This is a genomic window from Pedobacter sp. KLB.chiD, assembly GCF_047040275.1.
Taxonomy (GTDB): Bacteria; Bacteroidota; Bacteroidia; order Sphingobacteriales; family Sphingobacteriaceae; genus Pedobacter.
Window position 1 is genome coordinate 1945663 of the sequence record NZ_CP178207.1, and the last position, 17665, is coordinate 1963327.

The following is a 17665-nucleotide window of genomic DNA, read 5'->3' on the forward strand; positions in this document are numbered from 1 at the left end:
AAGGTGATGAACACTCAGAAAACTAAGGGAACCATACAAAGAGTAGGTCCACCGGAAACTGTAGATTGTTTTACAGTAGTCAAATTTGAATTCTATTATCAGTTTACAGGTTATCCTGGATCAAATCCTACAGCCTGGAACTATCAAGTTACGACAACTTTTATAAATCAATTTTATTCCTACCTTAATTTTGATTCACAGTATTACAGCACTAATCCAGACGGTTCATTGACCTTTTATAATATGCCAGATGGGGAGAATCATATCAACAGTATAATTTACAACGCCCTATATTATGCTAAAAACTTTTGCACGGCAAGTTTTAACTTAACTGAGTCAGATCTTATTACTTATTTCTTTTATGCACAGTATTCGACTTGTAACACAGGCCCAGGCGATGGAGGAGGATCGCTAGCAAATGGTCTTGTTGTTGAGGACGCTCCCGAGGAACCTGAAATCATAAATAACATAGATATAAACTTTGTTGATGACAACTTTGGTACTCCGCTGCGTATCATTGGATATACTCAAGATAGAGGGAATACGGAAGATCTGGAATATGGGACAAATGGAGATGTCAGTTGGGCGCCGCCCTATCTTCAAAATTTATTAGACGATCAGTACTTTTTTTCAATGACAGATTTATTTGAAAAATGTACAACATTTGATAGTGGATTAAAATCAGTTGGTCTTGATATGATTGATAAATTTCGGAATGGAACAGGTGCAGATTATGGTAATATAATATTAAATCAAAGGGCTACAGGAAGCGTTCAAACATTAAACTTTTTGAAAGAATTTGGAGCAACATTTAATCAGCAACTGCTGCAAGCTAATATGAATCTTAACAATGTGGCCCCAATAAATATGGGAGGTAATAGACCAAAATATGATGGACTATATAATAAGTTCCACGGATTGCAAATTCTCGTTAATGATACAGAACAATCAAAGATTTTCTTAGAAAGTTTTACACCATTGCCAAACAACAAATGGAAGGCCGTAGTACAATTAGAAATAGTAGATCATTTTGGTTTAGATCTTCATGATGCACAAACATATCAGGATTGGCATGATGGTTTTCCGTCTTGGTGGATTTTACAGCATGAAAGAAATTATCGTCCATTTAAAACAAAAATTTGGGTCAGACTGGAAATGTCGGTTAAGTAATTCACCATTCACTTTAATTAAGTTAAAATACTATGAAAAAATCACAATCAGCCTTTCTTATTATTTCCTTTTTTCTGTTTGCATGTAGCTGTGCATCTAATCAAAAGCCGTTAAAATTTGTGAGGCTTGATCAGTTTAGTAATGGAAATGCGAAGGTAGATTCTTTATCGCTACCAGGAGACTATACTGAATACTTTATAATTTCAAATTGGAAAGACAACAAAGAATGCAGCCAACAGCTAAATGAGTTTGTATTGAAGAGAATAAATCAAGATGTTTTTAAATACATTAATTTCAGTATGTCATTTTATCTCGAATCAAACATTACAAATGTTCAACACTTAAAAACAGATCCGAGAGATTTAGACAGATATTCAAATGATCATGATCGAAAATTTACGTATAGCTGGTCTAAGGGACAATTCCTGTCTATTTTTGAATTCAAGGACGGGATGATTTCAGGCGGAGAACATATTACCATTTCAGAAGCACCGCCTTTGAAAAGTAAAGATTAATGCATGCAAAGTGTGTAAATAGGAAAAACAATTAGAATGAGGATAACAATTTCAAAATTCTTGGAAGTGATGGAGTTGCTGCCCGATGGAAAAAAAATTACCTAATAGAGCCATGCACATGGTTAATATTGCAGATCCTATGGCTGAAATACCGCGTAGTTTTTATACCGGAGAGACCGATATTACTTTGATGTGGAGTACAGGGCTCAATGAATGGACTTTAGAATTAGCAAATATTTAGTAGCAAAGTGTGAAATGTTGCCAGAACTCATGACGGCAGCTAGAGTTGAGGCACTCCATAGCCTAAGCTTTTATCTGCGCAAGTAGTGGTATACGGGAAATTCAAATAGATAATAATATGATTCCCACAAAAATAGAATATCGATAAAGGATAGTAGAGGTTTGAGTGGTTCTTTGGTTAGAACTCTCGTTTTGAATGATTAGTAGCCTGTGAAAACAGCAATATTACAATGATGACATGATTTACTGGCAATAAAGGTGTTAATTGAAAATCAAAATTTGCAAATCGTTCGGATAAAAGCAATTAAAAGACAAAAAAACGGCGTCAATGTTCACTGCCGCCGCTTCCACTACATTGTTCAAAATAAATGATTTCAGAACTACTTGTTCTAGTTACTGAAATTTTATCATCCGAATTTGTAAGTCATAGTAAGGCCAAGTACCGACGATTTATTACTAAACCGATCAAATTTCAGTCCAGCCCCAAACTGTTTCGATATTTTGACGCCTACGGCTGGAGAGTAGACGAAATATGCTCCACCATCAGTGGTCGAAAGCGCAACACCGGCCTGAGCTCCAACATAGAAACTCTTATTCAGATCATACTGTATTCCTGGTTGAATAGAGATTAGCATCTCGTTTTGTATGTCCTTAAGATTATAGAAGAACCGGGTTAATTTCGCTGAGCCTGTGGCTTCTAAATTGCGTATTAGATGTTTGTATAACGTTAATTCTCCACCTAATACAAATTTGGAGCCTGCGCTTCCAACCGAAAGCCCGGGATTGATACTGACACCGAATTCCAGTCCATGTGTATTAACTGGAAGTTCTTGTTTAATTACAGCAGGATCATTAACGTTTTGCGCTCTTATAAGAGTTCCTGTCGATAAGATAAGAATCGTAAATAAAATCTTTTTCATATTTGTTTTTAGGTTAAGACACCTGAAAATATTTAAACCCTTATCTTAACAAATAAAAAAATTAACCTATTAAATGATGAACTCCTATAACATTGATTTAAATCCCGGTAAAATGCACATTTTATTTTTTTTTCCCATAAGGGTAATAGTACACTCTGTTGTCTAAAGGTTATTCAAGTTTAATATTTACCTAAATATCGCGGTATTGCCGACTAAAAAAATTAATAAGACGCCTGATAAAATGTATCCTAATTCTTTTTATCCTGATTTTGACACTATATACCTGGATAACTACTCAGCTTTACATCGATATGCCTATATAATTTTAAGTGATAAGGAGATTGCAGAAGAAATGGTCCATCAGGTTTTTTTAAAGATATTAGAAAGCAACGAACCAATGGAAATCCGTACTTCGATGAAGGCTTATCTGTTTCGCGCCGTCTACAATGAATGCCTCAACTACATCAAGCATCAAAAAGTCAAACAAAACTATCGTTCATATGCATCTACCGAATGTGAAAGTCGACCGGAAACCCCATCATCAAAACTGAGCTATAAGGAATTGGAATATCAGATTATAAACGCCATAAACAATTTACCGGAACAATGCCGAACAATATTTCAGTTAAGCAGATTTGAAGAACTCAAATATGCCCAAATTGCCCAGCAGCTCGGGATATCTATTAAAACAGTAGAAGCTCAGATGAGTAAAGCGCTGAAACGGTTAAGAGTAGAATTAGCGGATTATCTTCCGCTGTTTATTTGTCAATTGATCATTAGTTTGTGGAATTAATATGCAAGAAATGGAAATGAGCGACGATTTATTAATCAGTTACCTTTTAAAGGAGGTATCTGTGGAACAGGCTAGAATAGTTGAAAACTGGCGGCAGAATACTTCTGAAAATGAAATAAGGTTCCAACGGTTTCAGATATTATGGGACATGAGTAAGAAACTGGATACTGGAGAGACTTTAGATCCAAATCATTCGCTCTCCGCATTAAAAGAAAAGATAAAAAACCAACAAGAAAAAAAACTACTCACTCTAAAGTATAGGCCAACACATGTATGGATGAAAGTGGCAGCAGCGTTTATATTGATTGCTGCGGTTGCCTGGATCTACAGTTTTTACCAATCAGTTAGCAATCTGCAGGCTGTGAGCGGACAAATGGTCAAAATAGATACACTTAGTGATGGCTCTGTGATAACCTTAAATAAGCAAAGCATTATTGAGTACCCTTCTGAATTTAAAGACAGACAGCGACAGGTGGCACTCACTAAAGGAGAAGCGTTCTTTAATGTAAAGCCGAATAAGGAAAAACCATTTTTGATTCAATCAGGGGGCACGACTATACAAGTCGTAGGCACTTCTTTCAATGTGAAGCTCAAAAATGGTGATGTGGAGGTAATTGTCGAATCAGGCAAAGTAAAGGTAAGTAAAGGTGGAAAGAGTATCTTTCTTGAGCCGGGTGAAAAAATAATTGTTCCGAAGGTGGCGAAAAGTTTGACCAAAGTCAAGAATCCAGACCTATTGTACAATTACTACCGCACAAAAATGTTTATTGCTGATGACACACCTCTTTGGCGCATTGTAGAAACATTGAACGAGGCTTATAATAGGAACATTGAAATTCACAATCCCACTATAAGGAATCTTCCTCTTAATACGACTTTCAAAAATGAATCTTTAGAAAATATTTTACAAATAATCAGTCGTACATTTAAAATTACTATTGATATAAAACGAGACCGAATTATACTAAAATAGAGTTACCTTATTGCCCATGTTTCATAACTCGCCAATCTTTCGTCTCATTATCCTATTAATATTTTTTACAAATGCCCACAATTATATATGGGCTCAGAGTTTGTTAGAAAAAACTGTCAGCATCAATGCTACCAAACTACCGGTCTCCCGGGTACTTACCGATATAGGCCAGAAGGGAGGTTTTTTTTTCTCGTACAGCGGGAAGACAATTGCAAAAGACAGTGTGGTTACTATAATATGCAATAACCAAACTGTTTCTAAAACGCTAACCCATTTATTTGGTAACAGGTACCAATACGAAGAACATAACAATTATATCATCATTACACCAGCGCTAAAGCGACTGTCTTTTAGTAACATAGATGTAACTTCAGATAATAATAACTACTCCATTAGCGGTATCATTGTAGATGAAAGTACAGGTGAACGGTTGATGAACACCAGTATTTACGAGAAAATGCAGCTAGTGTCGACCTTAACCGATGAGCATGGATATTTCAAGCTGAAGATGAGGTCTGCCCGTCTAAATGAAGCTTATCTTACTGCTAGTAAGATCTTGTATCGCGATACTTCCCTAAACATTCTAAATGTGGATGTAAAATTAGACCGAAAAGAAGGAACTATCTATCAGCATAATAATAAACACGTTGAATCCACGGCGCTCGGTAGGTTTTTAACAACTACGGCACAGCGGCTACAGAGCATGAATATTCAGAATTTCTTCGCTAATCGACCTTATCAAATATCATTAGCTCCTGGTTTGAGTTCCCATGGATCAATGAGTTCGCAAGTAATCAATAAGTTCTCTTTAAACTTGGGTGGAGGCTATACAGCTGGAGTCAATGGAATGGAATTTGGCGGACTTTTTAATGTTAACAAACATAATACTAAATATTTACAACTAGCGGGGGTATTTAATGTTGTGGGTGGAAATGCAACTGGATTCCAATTTGCTGGTGTGAGTAATGTGGTTTTAGATACTCTTAAGGGAGTTCAAATTTCCGGTTTTATCAATACAACAAATAAAAGGGTTGCAGGTCTTCAAATTGCGGCGCTAAACAATAAGGCTCACATATTAAAGGGGGTACAGATAGGCGTTGTCAATATAGCAGATACATCTGGTGGTGCCAGTATCGGGCTGATTAATATTATACGCAATGGTTTTTATAAAATTTCCTTGTCGGCAAACGATTTGTCAAATACCAATATTTCATTAAAAACAGGTACACATAAATTTTATAGTTCCTTATTATTTGGAGCGAACATTACTGCACATAATAAAATGTATTCATTTGGTCTGGGCGTTGGACATGATTTTATGTTTACTGACCATATATACCTATCTACTGAAGTTGCTTACCAGTTTTCTTTTACTGGTGCTATGGATGATAGATGGGCACAAGCTAAGCTGCTATTTAATGTGCAGTTAGCAAAAAACGTAAGCTTTGTAGCGGGGCCAACATTCAATAAATACTCTTATACCGGCAGCTCTGAAGGATATCAAAATAAATTTAAATTGCCTGATGATTATGGAGGTTATGGCAATCCGGTCAAAAGATGGATCGGCTGGGAAGCTGGCCTTGCATTGAACTCCGTTTTTAAGCCTGCGTCTAAACTTAAAAAGACGCGCGTGTCCCGGGATCTCTTTACTGGAATTGGGACTATCGCAGGATGGGGATGGGGGCTCCCGTCAACTTACGTTTTGGGTACCGAAGGTTTTATACAAAAAAATTTCAGAGGGTCAATGTCTGCCACATTCTCTGCAGGATATGTTCACCAGCACATTAACAGTGATATTTCTGCTACTTCCTATTTTACTCATCCTAACGGCCAGGTAGATGAATATTTCACAGTCGGATACCAAGCTATTCCATTAAAAGCAGGGGTAAGGACTTACACTGGTAAAAGACTATTCTTCGCAGGAGAACTTGGCGCTTCTCTGGGAATAAACAAATACAGTATATTGAAGATAACCTACACTAACGGGAGTGTCGATAAAATTCAGTTCGGAAGAGAAAATTCGTTCTTATATGCAGTATCCGCAGGATATAGTTTTGATAATAACCTGGAGATTGGTATTAAGTTCGAAGATTTTGCTAATCTCAGCCACATCAAACAGTTCAACTTACGCTTTGCTTACCGCTTTAATCTCTGAACAGCATTCAGGCATCAATTAACTTTATATGGATTACAGGGCTGAATGAATGGACTCTTGAGTTACCAGGGAAAAGGAAGTAAACATTTCTATTGATACTAATATTGCAAAACAATGTAGTAAAGTTATTATTGGATTTCGATCTGATATCTGAAAGCCTACTTTTCAACTGACCTGATCGGGTGCTAAAAATAATATGACCAAATACAAAACTTCAATATTATTTTTAAGTTTGTTTCTAACTTTTTGTACAAAATCTGTGGTTTTCGATCTTCAAATAAATCATTTCAGCGAAGGATACATTAAAAAAAATCCTACATCGGTTGAAGCGACAACAATGTTATTACGAAATGATAAATTCACGGTATATCCACCCTTTAATATGATGCCGCCAGATGCGAGGTATTACGAAATTCCTCACTATATAAAATTTTATACTAAAAACTTGTAAACCTGCATTTAGACGGGTTATTTATAAAAGTATTACCAGTAGAATTAAATGAACTACCAAATTTGCAGAATATCTCTTTTTCTATAGGTGATGCAAGTTCTGTGTCCCAAATCGTTAATGTTTTAAAATCTTGTAAAAAACTTAAAGCATTACACTTAATGACAGCAATTATGACTAAAACACAATTAAATAAGCTGAAACATGATCTGCCTGGCATATATGTTTCTATTGAGCCTTGATATTTGTAAGCAATGCTTACGCATCTGTTGTTTTAATTGGATGCAATTTACATATGTTAACAAATGAGTAAAGTTGCTTAAAGAGCTGCCCAAGCTAATAGGGAAAATACGTTTTACAAGAATGGCGCATTAAATGGTTTGGCAGCTCGAATGTAGAAAAACAAGGTTAACCATTACGCATATGAAAATAGTTTTTTTAAGAAATTAGATAGTTAGTAGTAATCGATCACAACGTGAAGTAAATAATTACTTAAAGGTTTAAATATGCTAAGTTTAAAAAGTTTGATTGATAATAAAATAAATGAGTTATTCAATGAGCAGGCAAGCTTAATTTATCGGTTAATCTCGCCAGCTATAGGCATACAGTTGCTGGACCAGAATTTGCCGGGAATGGTTTCGAGAGAGACAGTTCAAAATTTCGTTAAATCTAAATTAGGTGGAATGCCTGATGTAGCAGATGATTTTAAATGGCCAGCAGTAGATGATTTACCTTTAACTTTTTTAGGTCAGATAAATCTTTCCGAGACCTCGGTCTTCAGTAGTGAGCTACCGCGTACAGGCGTTTTATATTTCTTTGTTGCCAATCGTAAATCTGAAGCTTACGAATCATTAATTAGCACTTTTGCAATCATTTATGCAGAAAGCGATGAGCTGAAAAATAAACGTCACAAAAAAGATTCAGAAGATAACGGCTCATATTTTATTAAATTTCAACAACACTATACGCTGCCATCCTATCAGGAAAAGATCATTCAGGATTCAAACTTTTATACAAAAGTACAGGATAAACTGGAAGAGCTTAAAGATTATATTTCTGAGCTAACATCTGGTGACGGTGATTATTGCAATAGGCATCATATGCTGGGTGAACCAAATGCCATTCAGGGAGCGGTAAGAATGTTCTGGGGAGCGGCTATTGCTAGGCCTAAGGATATTTACAATGAAGAACTTCATGCGTATATGGAATTGGCGGAGCAAATTGGTGATGAATTTATTCTGTTATTACAGGTGGATCTGTGCGATAAACGTATTGACCTTCCTAATTATGGTGACAATACTTTGTATTTCGGTATTCGTAAAGAAGATTTACTAGCAAGAAACTTTGGTAATGTAAAACTTGTTATCCAAAATACTTGAAGTGAAAAGTGTTGATTAGCTATAATTTTACTTTAAATATTGATAATAAAAGAGAAGTTCCAAAACTTGCAGCTTATGCCATATTACTTGTGCAATACCTATTTAACATATCCTTTCAATAAGGTTTCTTAGAGTAAATTATTTTTAATTACATTATATTGGATTTATTGATAAAAAAAATTAATAATGAGCGTTCTTTATAATCTTCATAATGTTAAAAAGATTGCATATGATCAAAGTATATTATATATTTAATTGCTAAATAAATTAAACGTTCTCAATCTAGCCAATCAGGTTGCTCAGAATTGCGTTTGTTTATTGTTGTAAAATTTCAACATTAAACTTCAACATACCATGAAAAACAAATCTAAACCAATTCCAAATACCAATAATTTGGAAGAAAATCAGAATTCAGAACTCCATCATATAAACGAGGGAAACAACGATCAGAATGTCTTACCTTATTCGTCAAACTCATCGATTTCGCCAGAGGAACAACAAATGCTTGTTTTTGCGAGTGGCGAAGAAATACTGGATGGGTCAGAGGAAGAATGGGATATTGACGAATTGGTTTCAGACAATTCCGAGGATGATGGAACTGAGTTCATCCATTTGAGAGAAGGTGGCGAAGATGGTGAACCAGGTGAAGATACTGAAGAAGAACCTGGAGAAACGTTAGAAGAAGTAACAGTTATTGAACATGTTGAAGTTGAAGATCCTGATGAAGACCCTGTGGAAGAAGTTATAGATCACGAATCGGGAGAAGAAGCAGAAGATCCAGATGAGTGGGGTAACCCAGAAGAGCCCACTCCCGCGGAAGACGCAGTAAGTGACTTTATGGATAAAATTACATTACCGGCGAATAATTCGGTATTTAAAGCTAATTTGTTAGCTGCTTTGACGGCTATAGCTCAATCTGAAACTGGACTTAAGCTATTAAATGCTTTAAATGCAACGAGTGAAACTTTCATTTTTAGTGATCAGAATCAAGCTTCGGCTTACAACGCATCTACCAATACATTTAGTTTCATAAACTTAGCACTACCAGCGTCAGACTTCCCCGATAATTATATGTCACTAACTCTAGGTCATGAACTTTTCCATGCCTACCAAGATATTTCAGGAGACACCCGAGTAGGGAATAATTATATGTCAACTGAAATAGATGCATTTTTATTCAGCGCTAGGCTTGCAGCGGAACTTGATATTGACTTTGCTACAGATTATTCGCTCCTTAGAGATCCGGACAATGAAGATAATCCTGAAATAAAAGCGGAAATTATTAAATTTAATAATGCTTGGGATGATATACTTGAGAATGGTTTTAATGTGAATAGCTTCAATGATCTAATAGACTCATTTGAAAAAGGTACAGCGAGTGGCTCAAGTTACGATGGAAGAAATACTGAACATATTACATCTTCAGATGACGTTAAATTCAATAAATTATAAGATATACTAATAAAAATGAAAATTTTCTCCTTGCTATTGGCATTTTGGATCTGCAGCCTGGTAACACATGCTCAAGTAAAGAAATTTGGAACGGGTTGGCATGCCAGCATTATAAGAGAGAAAATGGGAGGATGGTATAACTCCGGTCACAATTTCACAGCCATAAAATTGGCAAATGATTACGTTTTACCTCGGGGGCTTGTAAAGGGAGCAAACATTTATGGTAACGCAAAATTTTTAGATATCCTCGATTCAACCGGACGCATCCTTTCAATGAAATTGGTGTCATTGGAAATTTATAACGGATCAGGTTATAAAATAAAAGACAACGTACAATTTGTATTTGATGATGAAAATTCGAGGCCAATTCGTATAGGTATCACATTAGACTCTCTGGATAAGGTAAAACTAATGCCTGAGACGAGTGCAGTTGCAAAATGGCTCTTATCTCAAGAATTAAAAAACAGAATATTTAAGAGGCTTCCGGTTGTAAAAACTAACACTACACGTCCGCAAAAAGATATTAAAAATATTAATGAATTCTATCACATCACTAATTTTAATATCTCAAAATCACCAATTGTTGTAACGAAAAAATAGACTGAAGTTACATGTTAATGGAGTATGTTGCTAGTCGTTTTATTTAAATCATCCTTGTGCAATTAGATCAAAGCAACTTATAGTTATTGACAAACCCTTAATATATGATTAACATCTCAGTAATGGGGTCTGTTGGCAAAAGTACAACATCCCATGCGCTTGCCTGGTATTTGGCAAATTTTGGGCAAAGTTATTTTTGTGGATTAGGGAATTATCCTAAACATGTGTCTGCTGCGAAAAAGCGTGCAGATGCGACGCGGCCTAATTTTTGTGTTTATGAGGTTTCAGGAGCTGCATTAATAAAAGGATCAACTAAAACGATAGGAGAGAAAAGTAATGCCATTATTAATCCCGATGTTTTACTGTTCACAACCATCGCTCCTGCTCACTATTCTTGGTGCGGATCTCTAAAAGAAATTGCAAGACGCAAAATGGAAGCATTTAAGAAAATAAAGAAAGGAGGTGTACTGATCTTAAATGCAGATAGCAAAGAATTTGAAACTCTGAAATCGGGCTGGCCTGCCTATACGACACTTTTGACCTATGGTACCTCGGACCACTGTCAGATTTGCTTTGATGTTTATGAAGGTACAATAAAATTCAGGGGTTTATCATTTGACATTAAATTTCCTTTATTTTTTTCTGCTTACGAAAAATTAAACATTGTTGGATGTGTATCGGCAATTTTGTCCATTGTGCCTCTAATTAATCTACCAAAAACCTTCGACTTTTCAAAACTCCCTACTTTAGATGGTCGGGGAAAGTTATATAAAAATGTAAAATTATTCAACTTCGAAATCAACTTAATATCCGACTGTTATAATTCGAATCCAATCAGTATGCAGAATGGATTGCATAAATTTTCAAAACTAAATGTTTCGGGCCGCAAGATCGTAGTAATTTGTCAGATGAAAGATCTCGGTTCTTTAGAGATAGTTGGACATGAAACTGTTATAAGGACAGCTTTGAATCTTAAATTTGATTTAGTAATTGCGATTGGAGAACTATACCACGTTGCAATAGAGCAGCACTTAATAAGCTGTAAAATTGAAAATCTGGACGAAATATTACGAAATAATGTAAGAAATGGAGACACGCTGTATTTCAAAGGGTCTCATATGTATGGTTTATGGGGGTATGTAAATAATCTAGTAGGCAACAAAAGTAATCTTAAAGCCAAGTTTTATGAATGCCGAGAGCCTATCGAGCTAAATGAGTCTTTAATATGAAATTATATTTATCAAACAATTAATTAAAGCAATGATAGTTTTTTATGATCCGAATACCTGCGCCATAGCGTCTGAAAAAGATGTGTTGGTTTCTGGTGCCTGCGCTTTTACAAAAAATGACGCAAGCGAAAATAGGGAAATGAGTATTCCCTTAAGAGCGTTTTTTATCATAGGTTAAAAATTTTTACAGTTTAATATCAAATCTTCCCTCCCTTATTTCTACTTTTTCTCCTCCATCACTTATAGCATCAAACCAAAAGGTTCCAGATACAACATACTGATCAAAGTAGGTGATTTTTATATTTCCCGTTACCTGGTCATTTGTATTAAAATAGGTTCCAAAGGACTCTTTTGGACCTCTAGAGTTATAGATTCCATACGATTTTTCGTTATTTTGGTCACGCTTTGTAAGTGAATAATTTTCGCCTTGTTTAATTACCGAAGCTCTAATCAGCAGTAAAATATCCCGCGAGCCAGAGTTTTCATTATTGCGAGCACTTATACTTAAATACGATCGCCCATTATTTACATCATAATTTACCTGAAGTGCGCCCAAAGGCCCGGATTTAACCTTAGGAACAAACAATTCCCCGTTAACCAGACATCCAAAAGTGTTGGCCCCGGTTGTAGTAACTGGCGGTAAATCGTCGATAGGATTTTCGCTTTTTTTCTTGCAAGCCAAGCCGGCAATTATAAGGCATATTAAAATAACTGCGTTGAATTGTAATTTCATTGTATGATTTGGTTTGTTAGGATAAATAAAAGTTGGTACTTTCTCTCTGTTTGATTTTTAAAATAGAAACTTCCTGATTTTTTAAAATTTAATATCAAATCTTCCCTCCCTTACTTCCACTTTTTCCCCGGCATTACTAACAGCATCAAACCAAAAGGTTCCAGATACAACATACTGATCAAAGTAGGTGATTTTTATATTTCCGGTTACCTGGTCATTTGTATTATAGTCGGTGCCATAAGACTCTTTAGGGCCTCTATAATTGTATATTCCATACGATTTTTCGTTATCTTGATTACGCATTGTCAATGAGTAGTTGTCACCTTGCTTGATACTTGATGCATTAATAAAAAGTAAAATATCACTTGAGCCAGGATTCTGATTATTTCGAGCGCTTATACTTAAAAATGGCCTTGAATTATATACATCATAATTGGCCCGAAGTGCACCTAATGGCCCGGACTTAACCTTTGGAATAAATAGTTCCCCGTTAACCAGACATCCAAAAGTGTTGGCCCCGGATGTAGTAACAGGCGGTAAATCGTCGATAGGATTTTCGCTTTTTTTCTTGCACGATAGGCCTATGATGATGATGAGGCATACCAATAAAATGACAGTGGAGTTTTGTAATTTCATGATCTGATCCGGTTTGAGCTACTAAAATAATACATATCACCGATTGGTGTATATTAAGTTTTTGTTATGTAACTTGTCAATTGTTAAATAATTACATCTCAAAAAAAATAAATTCCAAGCTTTTTATTTAACTTTAAGTAATGAATGCCAAGCAAAATAATAATCTCGATGAACTGCTTTTACGGTTACAACATGGAGATTACGCGGCGTTTGAAATTATTTACCATACCTATAAAAAAAGAATTGCAGCAAACTTATACAGGTTGCTCAAATCGTGGGATGCTGTAGAAGATATTTTGCAAGAATTGTTTATCAGGATTTGGCAAAACCGCAGTACCTTACAAACAGACAAAAAATTTGAAGCCTATATTTTTGCAATTGCTGCAAACCTGGTGAACGATCATTTTCGTAAAGTGTTTAAAGATCAAAAACTTTCTGAGGAACTTTGGAACCGTTTGAGCGAGATCTATCATCCCTTTGATGAAGGTAGCGCGGTTGCAGCTGATGAGGAACTGTTTCGGAACATAGATCAGTTACCTCCGCAACGCAAAAAGGTATTTGTATTGTGTAAAATAGAGGGCAAAAGCTACGCCGAAGTAAGCCGCCTCTTAGAAATATCAGAAGCGGCCGTCAATGATCATATTACCAAAGCCAACAGATTCCTAAAGGCAAATTATGACAAAGCTATTCCATTTGTCGTGTACTTATTTTGGCACAACCTTCTCGAGTAATAGCCATGCACAGCTACTTTTTTTAAAAAAATGCGGGTATCTCCATTATACAGTCAATAGATAAAAAGACTGTGCTCACCAGCTTAGGATGCAAAGACCTTAGCTAGTTGCTATCAGTTGATGGACGCGAATACGAGGTCTAATAATTCATTGGCGTTTTGGCTAAAAGAAAACGTATTACAACTAATTACCTGCTGTATACACATTATAACTTTGTAGCACAAAATGAAAGTTATGAAAGTAATTAGAATCAATAGCTTTGGAGGACCCGAAGTTTTACAGATTGAAGAGGCGCCTATACCAGTTCCAGCTTCAGATGAAATTTTAGTTGAGGTTTATGCCAGTGGAATAAATCCCGCAGACTGGATAGTAAGGCGGGGCGGAAATGAGTTTTTACGTCCATATCTTAAACTTCCGATCATATTAGGAATGGATGCTGCAGGAATAGTGGTGGAAGTTGGAAGTGCAGTGACACGTTTCAAAAAAGGCGATCAAGTTTATGGCCTCACCAATTTTCCTGGTGATGGAAGTTACGCAGAATATTGTGTAGGTAAAGCCAGCCAGTTTGCTCTTAAGCCAAAAAGCCTTAATTTTATTCAGGCAGCAGGGGTTCCATTGGTAAGTCTGACTGCTTGGACCGCTCTTTTTGCAGAGGAAAGCGTTAAGGCTGGTCAACGAGTGCTGATTCAGGGTGCTACAGGTGGTGTGGGTAGTTTTGCCGTGCAATTTGCAAAAGCGAAAGGGGCTTATGTAATTGGTGTAACCTCAACAGATAACGTGGAATATTTGAAACAACTGGGAGCAGATGAAGTAATAGACTACATGAGTCAAAACTTTGAAGAACTTTTAAGCGATATTGATGTAGTTGTTGAGGCATCATCCCTGCGTAACAGTTCCGAGCGGCTTAAAGCAATAAGTGTATTAAAAATTGGCGGTACCTTTGTCAGTGTTAATGTAGATTTTCCAGCCGATCAGCAGGTACTTTCGGCACTTAACAGCAAACAGGCTAAGGGAGAATTTCCTGCTTATCAGCCTAGGCAGGTATGGCTAGAGGAAATTGCCGGGCTAATTGACAATGGGGAAGTAAGCGTGGTTATTAACGAAGTTTTTCCGATGGAAAAAATCGCTGATGCCCATAGAAAAAGTGAATCTGGGAATATTGCTGGCAAGTTAATACTGCAAATAAAAGAAATTAATCTAGGTGAAAAGCTTTAAGACTCTTAGTGAATTCCATGAATTCAGACAATTGCCTAAACCTTTGCACCCACTATTTAGTGTAGTGGATATGAGCGATGTGCCACTGATTGACGACGAAACCCCAGTTACCATGATTTTGGAGTTTTATTCTATTTCGATTAAACGTATGAAGAACGTCAGTGTAAAATACGGACAAAATTCTTTTGATTTCGATGAGGGGATTTTATTCTTTATCGCGCCGAACCAGGTTTTTAGTGTTGCCCTCACAGAAGAGGCAAAACCGGTCGAAAGATCAGGATGGGTAATAAATATTCATCCTGATTTTCTTTGGAATACAACGCTGGCCAAGACTATTAGAAATTATGATTTTTGGGGATATTCAGTAAATGAGTCCCTTTTTCTTTCGGAAAAAGAAGAATTAATTATTCATCAAATCGTGCAAAACATCCTTCAGGAATACAGGTCTAATATTGATAAATTCAGCAAGCAAATCATTATCTCACATATTGAAAGTCTTCTTGGCTATGCCGACAGATTTTATCACCGGCAATTTATTACACGAGAAAAAAGAAATTACCAGCTACTAGACCGTCTTGATCAATTATTGGCGGACTATTTTGACAACAGCGATTTATTTAACAATGGACTGCCAAGCGTGTCATTTGTTGCCAATGAATTAAATCTCTCGCCTAAATATCTTACAAGCATGCTTAAAATGCTAAGCGGACAAAGTACCCAACAGTATATACATAATAAATTGATTGCCAAAGCCAAAGAAATGTTGACAACCACCGAGCTATCCGTTAGTGAAATTTCATTCCTGTTAGGTTTTGAGCACATACAATCCTTCAGTAAATTATTCAAGGCAAAAAATAATATTTCGCCTGTAGAGTACAGAAAATCCTTTAAGTGATGGCATGATATACCTAAAGGTGTATGTTTCGACCAACCAAAGTTTTCTAAAGGGTAGTCTTTTCTCAACCAAAATTTTTTTTCGGACAGCAAAAAGCCGCATTCCAACAGAGAAGAGGGTAAATTGTTCTCTGCAAAATTTACAAAAAAGTTATGCCGAAGTAAGCCGCCTCTTAAAAATATCAGAAGCCGCATTAAGCGATCATATTACCAAAGCCAACTACGATAAAGCCATTCCGTTTGCTATCGTCATGTTCTGTCAAAACATTCTTAAATAATTTAGATCCGATTATCAGTTGCTTAAATTATTTTAATTCTTTTTTGTTTTTGGAGCTATTGGTTTTTAACCCATCAGCGTATTACAATAAAATACGCTATGGAAAATACCCCAAACATTAGGCAATTATTTACAGAATATCTCGATAATAGAATTGATAGGGAAGGATTTATCCAGTTGCAAAAATACTTTGGGGAACAAACCAGTCGAGAAGAATTGCACAACCTTATTATTAATGCTTTGTATGAAGAGCATTATTTTGACCAGGAAAAAGAATTGCAGCATACCGTAGATAGTGTACAACAGCGCCTACGGCAAAGGCTGCAACCGGCAAAACCAAAAACGATGTGGCTGCGCCGTTACTTACCTTATGCGGCAATTATCCTTTTATCAATTGTATTTGGGATCTCCTATTATATTTTAAATAAAGCAAAACACAATGCGGTTGCTGTAATAGAAGATGTTAACCCAGGTACCAGGGGTGCAACACTAACGCTGGCAAATGGAAAAAAAATTCGCCTGAATTATAATATTGGACATATTGCTGATGAGGGAAATGTTTCAATTGATAATAAAAAAGGCGAGCTTCAGTACAGCATTGAAAATGATGAAATCACTACTGAAAGTTCGAACACGCTGAGCACTGGCAACGGTGAAACGTATAGTATTGTGCTGCCAGACGGCACCAAAGTATGGCTCAACGCCGCTACCACTCTAAGGTATGCTCCAACCAAACTTGAGCGAATGGAAAGAGTTGTCTGGGTAGCCGGCGAAGCCTACTTTGAAGTGGCGAAAGATAAAAAGCATCCCTTTATTGTAAATAGTAACGCTCAAAAAATTGAGGTACTAGGTACGCACTTTAATGTGAATACATATAAAGCTGATGGCAGCGCGATTACCACACTCGCTGAAGGGTCTGTTAAAGTTTTAACCGATCAAAGTTCAAACTACCTGAAACCAGGGCAACAAGCTATCACAAATGGCGGCACAATCACAATAGAAACGGCTGATTTAGAAACAGCACTGGCATGGAAAAACGGAAAAGCATATTTTAAAGACGCGCCATTAGAAGAAGTGATGGATGAAATAGCCAGATGGTACGATGTGCAGATTAAATACGAGGGTAAACCCGCAAAAGCACTTTTTAATGGTGGTTTTAGCAGAAGCACCAAACTATCAGAAGTATTAGAAATTTTAAAAGCCAGTAATATTCAAGGCAAACTGATCAAGGAAAATAACCAGGTTACACTTATAATTAATTCCAATAAAACTTAAACCGCTGCCTATGTAGAAATTGAAAATTTA

At 36.2% G+C, this 17665-nt stretch carries 18 protein-coding genes; 14 read left to right on the forward strand and 4 right to left on the reverse strand.

All coding sequences use genetic code 11. From position 1 onward, the window contains the following. The first annotated feature begins 6 nt into the window (after positions 1-6). From ACK1I8_RS07770 to ACK1I8_RS07780, 3 genes are all read left to right on the forward strand, one after another. The gene (locus ACK1I8_RS07770; RefSeq protein ID WP_412468764.1) at positions 7-1170 is read left to right on the forward strand and encodes a DUF3289 family protein; all 1164 of its coding nucleotides are present in this window, start codon (positions 7-9) and stop codon (positions 1168-1170) included. A gap of 32 nt (positions 1171-1202) precedes the next feature. Beyond that, complete coding sequence (locus tag ACK1I8_RS07775; RefSeq protein WP_412468765.1) at positions 1203-1685, forward strand: hypothetical protein; 483 nt, start codon at positions 1203-1205, stop codon at positions 1683-1685. Between the two features lie 112 nt (positions 1686-1797). Next, positions 1798-1926: a hypothetical protein gene (locus tag ACK1I8_RS07780; protein ID WP_412468766.1), complete on the forward strand. Its 129-nt coding sequence runs from the start codon at positions 1798-1800 to the stop codon at positions 1924-1926. Positions 1927-2332: 406 nt separating this feature from the next. Here the strand turns inward: ACK1I8_RS07780 and ACK1I8_RS07785 are convergent, their stop codons facing one another. Then, positions 2333-2845 carry a hypothetical protein gene (locus ACK1I8_RS07785; protein WP_412468767.1) on the reverse strand — a complete coding sequence of 171 codons (513 nt, stop codon included), beginning with the start codon at positions 2843-2845 and terminating at the stop codon, positions 2333-2335. Between the two features lie 205 nt (positions 2846-3050). On the opposite strand from ACK1I8_RS07785, the gene ACK1I8_RS07790 reads away from it, so the two are divergent. The 7 genes from ACK1I8_RS07790 (at position 3051) to ACK1I8_RS07820 (ending at position 11874) form a co-directional block, all read left to right on the forward strand. Beyond that, positions 3051-3638, forward strand: a complete 588-nt coding sequence (locus ACK1I8_RS07790) for an RNA polymerase sigma-70 factor (protein ID WP_412468768.1) — start codon at positions 3051-3053, stop codon at positions 3636-3638. 10 nt (positions 3639-3648) lie between these two features. Further along, positions 3649-4611 (forward strand): FecR family protein, encoded by a 963-nt coding sequence (locus ACK1I8_RS07795; protein WP_412468769.1) that lies wholly within the window; start codon positions 3649-3651, stop codon positions 4609-4611. 100 nt (positions 4612-4711) lie between these two features. After that, a complete protein-coding gene (locus tag ACK1I8_RS07800) occupies positions 4712-6766 on the forward strand; it encodes a hypothetical protein (protein WP_412468770.1) in 2055 nt (684 codons plus the stop codon). Between the two features lie 954 nt (positions 6767-7720). After that, positions 7721-8593: a DUF1963 domain-containing protein gene (locus ACK1I8_RS07805; protein WP_412468771.1), complete on the forward strand. Its 873-nt coding sequence runs from the start codon at positions 7721-7723 to the stop codon at positions 8591-8593. A gap of 354 nt (positions 8594-8947) precedes the next feature. Further along, positions 8948-10045, forward strand: coding sequence for a M91 family zinc metallopeptidase (locus tag ACK1I8_RS07810; protein WP_412468772.1), 1098 nt, complete (start codon positions 8948-8950; stop codon positions 10043-10045). A gap of 15 nt (positions 10046-10060) precedes the next feature. After that, positions 10061-10645, forward strand: coding sequence for a hypothetical protein (locus ACK1I8_RS07815; RefSeq protein ID WP_412468773.1), 585 nt, complete (start codon positions 10061-10063; stop codon positions 10643-10645). 104 nt (positions 10646-10749) lie between these two features. Beyond that, positions 10750-11874, forward strand: a complete 1125-nt coding sequence (locus tag ACK1I8_RS07820) for a Mur ligase family protein (RefSeq protein ID WP_412468774.1) — start codon at positions 10750-10752, stop codon at positions 11872-11874. Between the two features lie 42 nt (positions 11875-11916). Here the strand turns inward: ACK1I8_RS07820 and ACK1I8_RS07825 are convergent, their stop codons facing one another. The 3 genes from ACK1I8_RS07825 to ACK1I8_RS07835 all read right to left on the reverse strand — a co-directional run bounded on the left by ACK1I8_RS07825 (position 11917) and on the right by ACK1I8_RS07835 (position 13243). Beyond that, positions 11917-12045 carry a hypothetical protein gene (locus ACK1I8_RS07825; protein ID WP_412468775.1) on the reverse strand — a complete coding sequence of 43 codons (129 nt, stop codon included), beginning with the start codon at positions 12043-12045 and terminating at the stop codon, positions 11917-11919. A 13-nt stretch (positions 12046-12058) separates the two neighbouring features. Then, positions 12059-12607 carry a DUF6252 family protein gene (locus ACK1I8_RS07830; protein WP_412468776.1) on the reverse strand — a complete coding sequence of 183 codons (549 nt, stop codon included), beginning with the start codon at positions 12605-12607 and terminating at the stop codon, positions 12059-12061. A gap of 81 nt (positions 12608-12688) precedes the next feature. Beyond that, on the reverse strand, positions 12689-13243 hold the full coding sequence (locus ACK1I8_RS07835) for a DUF6252 family protein (protein ID WP_412468777.1): 555 nt from the start codon (positions 13241-13243) through the stop codon (positions 12689-12691). A gap of 140 nt (positions 13244-13383) precedes the next feature. Here ACK1I8_RS07835 and ACK1I8_RS07840 point away from each other — a divergent pair, with 140 nt between their 5' ends. From ACK1I8_RS07840 to ACK1I8_RS07855, 4 genes are all read left to right on the forward strand, one after another. Further along, the gene (locus tag ACK1I8_RS07840; RefSeq protein ID WP_412468778.1) at positions 13384-13974 is read left to right on the forward strand and encodes an RNA polymerase sigma factor; all 591 of its coding nucleotides are present in this window, start codon (positions 13384-13386) and stop codon (positions 13972-13974) included. 234 nt (positions 13975-14208) lie between these two features. Further along, positions 14209-15189: an NADP-dependent oxidoreductase gene (locus ACK1I8_RS07845; protein WP_412468779.1), complete on the forward strand. Its 981-nt coding sequence runs from the start codon at positions 14209-14211 to the stop codon at positions 15187-15189. Next, positions 15176-16084, forward strand: a complete 909-nt coding sequence (locus ACK1I8_RS07850) for a helix-turn-helix domain-containing protein (protein ID WP_412468780.1) — start codon at positions 15176-15178, stop codon at positions 16082-16084. The genes ACK1I8_RS07845 and ACK1I8_RS07850 overlap by 14 nt, the downstream gene beginning before the upstream one ends. Before the next feature lie 375 nt (positions 16085-16459). Next, on the forward strand, positions 16460-17635 hold the full coding sequence (locus ACK1I8_RS07855; protein ID WP_412468781.1) for a FecR family protein: 1176 nt from the start codon (positions 16460-16462) through the stop codon (positions 17633-17635). Positions 17636-17665: the final 30 nt, after the last annotated feature.

Coding starts and splice junctions, on each gene's coding strand:
- ACK1I8_RS07770 (WP_412468764.1), top strand. CDS start 7: ATGAACACTCAGAAAACTAAGGGAACCATACAAAGAGTAGGTCCACCG.
- ACK1I8_RS07775 (WP_412468765.1), top strand. CDS start 1,203: ATGAAAAAATCACAATCAGCCTTTCTTATTATTTCCTTTTTTCTGTTT.
- ACK1I8_RS07780 (WP_412468766.1), top strand. CDS start 1,798: ATGCACATGGTTAATATTGCAGATCCTATGGCTGAAATACCGCGTAGT.
- ACK1I8_RS07785 (WP_412468767.1), bottom strand. CDS start 2,845: ATGAAAAAGATTTTATTTACGATTCTTATCTTATCGACAGGAACTCTT.
- ACK1I8_RS07795 (WP_412468769.1), top strand. CDS start 3,649: ATGGAAATGAGCGACGATTTATTAATCAGTTACCTTTTAAAGGAGGTA.
- ACK1I8_RS07805 (WP_412468771.1), top strand. CDS start 7,721: ATGCTAAGTTTAAAAAGTTTGATTGATAATAAAATAAATGAGTTATTC.
- ACK1I8_RS07810 (WP_412468772.1), top strand. CDS start 8,948: ATGAAAAACAAATCTAAACCAATTCCAAATACCAATAATTTGGAAGAA.
- ACK1I8_RS07815 (WP_412468773.1), top strand. CDS start 10,061: ATGAAAATTTTCTCCTTGCTATTGGCATTTTGGATCTGCAGCCTGGTA.
- ACK1I8_RS07820 (WP_412468774.1), top strand. CDS start 10,750: ATGATTAACATCTCAGTAATGGGGTCTGTTGGCAAAAGTACAACATCC.
- ACK1I8_RS07825 (WP_412468775.1), bottom strand. CDS start 12,045: ATGATAAAAAACGCTCTTAAGGGAATACTCATTTCCCTATTTTCGCTT.
- ACK1I8_RS07830 (WP_412468776.1), bottom strand. CDS start 12,607: ATGAAATTACAATTCAACGCAGTTATTTTAATATGCCTTATAATTGCC.
- ACK1I8_RS07835 (WP_412468777.1), bottom strand. CDS start 13,243: ATGAAATTACAAAACTCCACTGTCATTTTATTGGTATGCCTCATCATC.
- ACK1I8_RS07840 (WP_412468778.1), top strand. CDS start 13,384: ATGAATGCCAAGCAAAATAATAATCTCGATGAACTGCTTTTACGGTTA.
- ACK1I8_RS07845 (WP_412468779.1), top strand. CDS start 14,209: ATGAAAGTAATTAGAATCAATAGCTTTGGAGGACCCGAAGTTTTACAG.
- ACK1I8_RS07855 (WP_412468781.1), top strand. CDS start 16,460: ATGGAAAATACCCCAAACATTAGGCAATTATTTACAGAATATCTCGAT.